We start from the raw sequence: 5854 nt of genomic DNA, 5'->3' as shown, positions 1-5854 counted from the left end.
TCGAACATCACATGATCGACAAGCGGCAAGCCTCATCCGTCCTGCTGAGGACCGCTGTGGCATAGAACCGTCTCCACGTTTTCGGGGGATTGACACAGGAGTCCTGGAGCCGGAGATCGGCTACGAGATCAAGCACCCCGACCGTGGAAGCGGATTCGCGCTTGAAGCGGCTCAGGCCGTTGTGTCCGAGCTACAGGCAACCACGACCGTGAAGCGTCTGTGGGCGACGGTTCGGCCTTGCAACGCTGCCTCGCTCAGGATCTGCAAACGGCTGGGCCTGGTGCCGGACCGCGTCGAAACCGACAAGCGTGGTGAGCTGCTTTATCTGGTGCGCGATCTCGCATAGGCGCGGCCCGAGTGGCGGGTGCGTGCGAGAACGGCCCAGGCCGCAGGTCGGGGCATGTCGAGCGCCCGTGAGCCGCCATGAGTGACCGCGGTTCCCCGCCTGTTCTGGCACGGATCTGGCATGTGATCAAGACTGTGGCGTAGGCAGCGAGGAAGCGCGGCAACGGTACGGGCCTCATTGGAGGTGGTCGCTTGCGCCAGTCAGGGCGTCCTTGGCGAATTGTCTGGGCGAGAAACGCACACCGGTGGCGCGGGAGGCGAAGGCGAGAGCCTTGGTGACGGAGTTCTCGGTGAGGTCATCACGGTCGAGACCCAGTTCCTGAAGGTGGGGAAGGAGGTGCTCCGGGACTTCTCCGTGGCGATAGGAGTAGCCATACAGGCCGAACTTGGCGATCAATTCCCCGTCGATGAGGAGGCTGAAGTCGTCGCTCTTGATATTGGCAAACACCGTCGCCATGGTCGTGCCCGACGACAGGAGCCCTGGTGCTGCGTCCACTGACGTGCCCCATCCGTAGTCGATCAGGACTGTTCCGCCATCGGCCGCATAAGCTTCGACTCCGAATTCACCGACGGTCCCTGGGATGACGTCGATCCGACGCAGAACCTCGCGGGGAAGTAAGCCTCGCACGAAGCTGATGCAGAGCCATGTATCGCCGGCATCGTCAGTGAACTCCTGGTAGAGCCATTCGCAATCTCCTGCCGTCGCGTCGCTCATCTACTCGCCTTTCCTGAAGGATCAAACACGGGCCGATCTTCGCAGGAAGGGCTGACAACTTTCCGATCTGGGCTTGGCCGTTCGCACGCTGCCAGGCTTGGGGATTGCAGGAATTTCGGCCCGTAGAGGCGTTGACCGGCGGCTGAGGCCGGTCGTGCGTGACCGTGGTTGACCCCTCGTTACCCCACCTAATGGTCCGACCCCAGCCTTCGACCTGGCATGATTTGAGCACCGAGGTCTAGCGTATGCGCCGTGAGAGTCGAACACAGCGCAACGCTTCGGATCATGAGCGATGTGCACAGTCCCGCCGAAATCTCTGAAGCATTAGGGGTGCGGCCTTCGAGCACAACCCATACTGGCGATTGGCAAATGGAAGCATCTGCTCACGGCAACGAGGCTTCGCTGGAGGAGCTCATCAGGGCAGTAACTGGTTCCCTCCTCGGGGTTGTGGACAAGCTCGCCTTGCTGGCCAGCCAGGGGGGCTACGGTCGAGCTGCACCTTACGCGGGACCTGCTCGGACCAGGTGTTGGGGCTCTGTGCTTCATGTTGGATGCCCCCGTCATCAAGCTTCTGGGGGAGGTCGGCGCCGAAGTGTGGATCGACGAATACGACGAGGTCGACTGGGAGCGCAGGCGCCGTCCGCCTGACGCTCCTACGTCAAGTGCGATCAACATATAGATCGTTAAGGTCGTCGTGTGCGCGTCCGTCAGTACGTCTACTTCGACATGAGAAGCGACATCCTCTCAGCTGTGGAGATGTCGGCGCGACATGGCCCAAGGGAGCAGGAGCATGCACGCTCCTTCCGGCCGTGCATGCCTGGAAGATTGCGTGCCGTGATCCGGGCTGACCGTTGATGAAATGATCTCTCGTGTGGTCGACCGGTGGAGCCGTTCAGTGTGGCCATCGGCGGCCTTGCGGAGGAGTTGGACCCCGGCCACAGCGGTTCATGTGCCGTTTTGCAGTCATTCGCTACTTCGACGACGAGAAGGGCGAGGCGGAGGGCCTGCGTTCGCCGGACCCGGCCTTTGAGGAAATACCGGGACAGCATCAACTGATGGGCTGGCACGTGGTCAAGCACCTTGCCTGCCTCGATCGCTATCCAAGCCGACGTCAGGTACTCCCGTCGCCCGTCTGCCCATGTCCCAGGGATCTTTCTCGGACACGCGCCGGTTCCTTGACCGCGATGTCGTGGGCCTGCGCCCATCGGCGTGCCACTTGCTCATCCGATAGGGCAGGTCTTGGCTGGTGCTCGTTGCGGACGGTTTGGTGAGCATCCATTCCACCCATTCGCGCACCACACGACGAGTGACCCTGTCCAGCGGCAGATGGCCGATGTCGAGCCCCAGGCGCCAGGTCGGCGCTGCCGTGAGAGGGGGCGGGGTTCGGTCTGACCGAACCCCGCCGGTGGCGCAAAACCGCTCAGCTAGCGAAAACCGCGCTGTGAATGTCCACTGGGTTGGCGGCGTCGCCGGTGGCCACGCCATACACGGCCGTGAAGGCACTGCCAACCGAGACCAGGCCGGTGTAGTCCCCGACCAGGCGTCCGACGCTTGTCGCCGGAACCTTCCGCGCGTCGAACGGCCCTTCGATGTGCTGCTCGCGCCACGCCCCGGGCTGCGTGCAGTCGTTGGCGCAGGTGACGGCCCACACGTCGGTTGGCAGGGTGGCAGGGTCGGGCGTGTTGTTGCGGAAGTCGTAGTAGGTGACCGCAACAGTGCCCGTACGGGATGCGGCGATGACCGGTACGGCGGCGGAACCGGTGGGCGTCTTGTCCACGCGGACCGGGCTGGACCAAGTCTTTCCGCCGTCCGTCGACCGCGAGTAGGCCACGTGGAAGGTGCCGTCGGAGTCCTGGCTCTGCCAGACGGCGTTGACCACCTGGGTGCCCGGCTGGGCGGCCAGCAGCGGCAGGGAGGCGTTGCGTACCGGGTCACCCGAGTTGTCTGGGTCCGGGATGCGGGGGCCCACTGCGAGCGGAGCCGGAACGTTCAACGTCGGCGCCGACCAGGTCTGGCCGCCGTCGGTCGAGCGGATGACCTGGGTGGCACCATCGGTGTCCGTCTCGTGGTGCATGCCGATCAGCAGCGTCCCATCGGCGAGCGGCACCAGTTGTGTGCCGATGACGCCACTGTTGGCGGGTACGTCGTACACCTTCTTCGTGGTCCAGGTGCGCCCGTCGTCGGTCGACTTCGCCAGATAGATCGGCTGTACCCAGCTCGTGTCCGTACTGTCGATGCGGTCCCAGACCGCGTAGACCACGCCCGGATGGTACGGGTCCGCGGTCACCGACGGGCGATCGTTGAAGTAGCGCGGGTTGTCGTCCCGTTGCAGGGTTACCGGGGCGTCCCAGTGCCGGCCGCCGTCAGCGGACCGGGACACCAGGATGGCGGTCACATCGCCGGTGCGCGAAAGCGAGAACGACGCGGCCACCGCCGCACCCGATGGTGTGACCGTGACCCAGTTGTCGGTTGTGACGTCGTAGTCTCCGCCGTTGGCGGTCGTACCGCCGTTACACCGAGAGAAAGCAGGCAGGTTCTCGGACCGCTGCCAGGTCTTGCCGTAGTCGTCCGATACGGCGGTAACCGCGCCGTTGCTGCCGTACCGGTTCCAGCGGTCCTGCTGGAACACCGTGACGAGGTGCCACGGCCGGTTCGGGTCCCGCGCCAGCATGGGCAGGACTTCGGTGTTCGGGTTCAGCGTGTAGCCGTCGGCCGGGGGAAGTCCGCAGCCTGCGGGCAGGGGGCTGCTGCCCGAGACCGGCCGCACGATGGCAGGTCCGGCGGATGCGGCACCTTGCGCGGAAGCGGGCTGCGCAACAGCGCAGGCGATCAGGATGGCCGCTGCGGGTAATAAAACCCTGGAGCGTCGAATCACGAGCCTTCCTCATCTTCGTCGATGGGGCGTCTGCAGGGGACGTCGACCGCCTCGCCGGGGGGTGGCCCCCAGGAGTCGGCAAACGATGCGAGGGCAGAGTACTGTCTCAAGATCAGTTTTGTCTGCCCGTTGGCCGTACGCATAGTCAAGGGAAGTGTCCGAACCGAACCCTCGCCTCCGGGCCTTGTAGCACCTACAAGACTCTGTCGACCGTCGCCGAACGCCAGGACGGGCAGGCCTCCTACTGCCCGGTCGAGCCCGCGTCGACGGCAGGCCCCGGATCGTCCCCCAGCAGCATCCGGCCCCAACCGAGAACTTCCTCCCCAACGACCCAGTTGACCGAGAGTCCGGACGACGCTAGGCCGCTGGGTCTGGACCGGCACGCTAATGGCACGACTATCAGCCCGCGACCTGGCGTTTCCCGCGCAGCGCTCGCACGCTGACCGACGACAGCCTGCCGAGTCGATGGTGGGCGAGATGATCAAGATTGCGCCTCAGCCATCTACTGCCTAGCGCGCGGTACGTAGTTCAGAGCCGCTCGCCGCCCTGGTCACCAGACCTCCGCCTATCCAGGCCCGTCCACTTCAGCTCATGATCGTCCGCCTGGCCGGCTCCCAAGCCTGGTGCATTACCTGAGGTACGAGACGCACAAGGCGAAGGCGTCCGAACTATGATCCCTGATCGGCCAGTGCCGTATGAAGCGTGGCCTCGTCTAATGACCGTCGGCAGGTCTGGACAGACGGCGTCTCTCGCGCCGAGGAACGCCGGGCACGGTGGAACGCGAGGAGTACATGAGCCAGTATTTCCAGGTTGGCGATCAAGTCCTCTGGAACCCCTCGAACGGAGTCGCTGGCCTATTCATGCGATTAGCAGAGGCATTTGCCCTCGAGACGGGCTTGCCGACGGGACTCGGCCCCATGGAGAGCGACGAATGTGAGGTCGACCTGGCTGCCTTCGCGGCCTTCGTGAGTGCTCTCATCGAGCGCTACGAGCGTTCGAGTCATGCAATCCTGCATTCAATCATGGAGGGCTTCATAGCGACGGCCCTCGTGCTCGTCGAGCGTGGCGGAGCAATACTTCCCCTGCATGATGCCAGCGATGGCGGCTGGAGAGATGTGCAGGTAGGCGAGCATTCCGCATGTCCGCAAGGCGATCACATACGTGATGTTGAGCGATGGGCGGCACTTTCCGCGCAGCACGCTCGGGCAATGCCGCGCTGAGGCTCCGGGGACTGCCCGACCTACTCGCTCCTGTCAGGTAATCACCAATGCATCACACGTGCTCCTCGGCGAGGCGTGCGATCTGGTCGACGGTTTCGAGCGGCACCGTGACCGCGATGTCCCATGTCTCGTCGTCCTGGCCGATGAGGATCGTCGCTTGTTCCTCGTTTGCCGCCCAGAACACGTGCGCGTCAGCACAGGTCCCGACTGAAAATGAGCGGCGTGCATCCCAATCTGCCTCCTTGATCCCGCGGAGGCGCATCAAATCCGCCAGAGGCGCCCGGATGTTAAGCTCCCAGGCTTCGGTCTGGAGCTTCACCACAGCCCCGGAATCACCGGGCTCATCCAAGGTCACATCAACCACGCGGCCATAATCGCACTCATAGGACGCTTAATGGCACGGGGAGATCAACAACCCACTGCATGGTCAAGCCCAGGTACCGAATCCGCCGGCCTACCGGGGCTTTCACGGATGAGAGCGGGTGACGGGAATCGAACCCGCGCTGTCAGCTTGGGAACTGCATCGATCAGGGCCCACAGGAGCGCTGAGCTGGGCAGAAAGTCGGTCATGAGTGACCGTGATTGCCCCCTCGTCACCCCTCTTAGCTTTGTTTTTAACCTCTGGCCTGGAGGTTCTTCTCAAGCGGCGGATGCTGGTTGATCTTGTTTGCGGGGGACGGGGTGGTGTGGGGCTGGGCC

General features: G+C 64.0%; 5 protein-coding genes. 2 read left to right on the top strand and 3 right to left on the bottom strand.

Translation table 11 applies throughout. The features are described from left to right. Positions 1–346: GNAT family N-acetyltransferase (locus tag AB0C30_RS59690; RefSeq protein WP_357962620.1), on the top strand; the 346-nt coding region annotated here is incomplete at its 5' end. A gap of 174 nt (positions 347–520) precedes the next feature. Here the strand turns inward: AB0C30_RS59690 and AB0C30_RS59685 are convergent. Next, positions 521–1060, bottom strand: a complete 540-nt coding sequence (locus AB0C30_RS59685) for a DUF6461 domain-containing protein (protein ID WP_357962617.1) — start codon at positions 1058–1060, stop codon at positions 521–523. 1420 nt (positions 1061–2480) lie between these two features. Continuing rightward, a complete protein-coding gene (locus AB0C30_RS59680) occupies positions 2481–3827 on the bottom strand; it encodes a sialidase family protein (RefSeq protein ID WP_357962614.1) in 1347 nt (448 codons plus the stop codon). An 881-nt stretch (positions 3828–4708) separates the two neighbouring features. On the opposite strand from AB0C30_RS59680, the gene AB0C30_RS59675 reads away from it, so the two are divergent. Further along, a complete protein-coding gene (locus AB0C30_RS59675; protein WP_357962611.1) occupies positions 4709–5155 on the top strand; it encodes a DUF6086 family protein in 447 nt (148 codons plus the stop codon). Positions 5156–5207: 52 nt separating this feature from the next. Here AB0C30_RS59675 and AB0C30_RS59670 read toward each other — a convergent pair whose 3' ends face one another. Continuing rightward, positions 5208–5519, bottom strand: coding sequence for a hypothetical protein (locus AB0C30_RS59670; protein ID WP_357962608.1), 312 nt, complete (start codon positions 5517–5519; stop codon positions 5208–5210). Between the last annotated feature and the right edge of the window lie 335 nt (positions 5520–5854).

Origin of the sequence: Nonomuraea sp. NPDC048901 (genome assembly GCF_040649695.1) — a bacterium.
Lineage (GTDB): Bacteria > Actinomycetota > Actinomycetes > Streptosporangiales > Streptosporangiaceae > Nonomuraea.
This window is presented reverse-complemented; position numbering and strand designations above follow the sequence as displayed.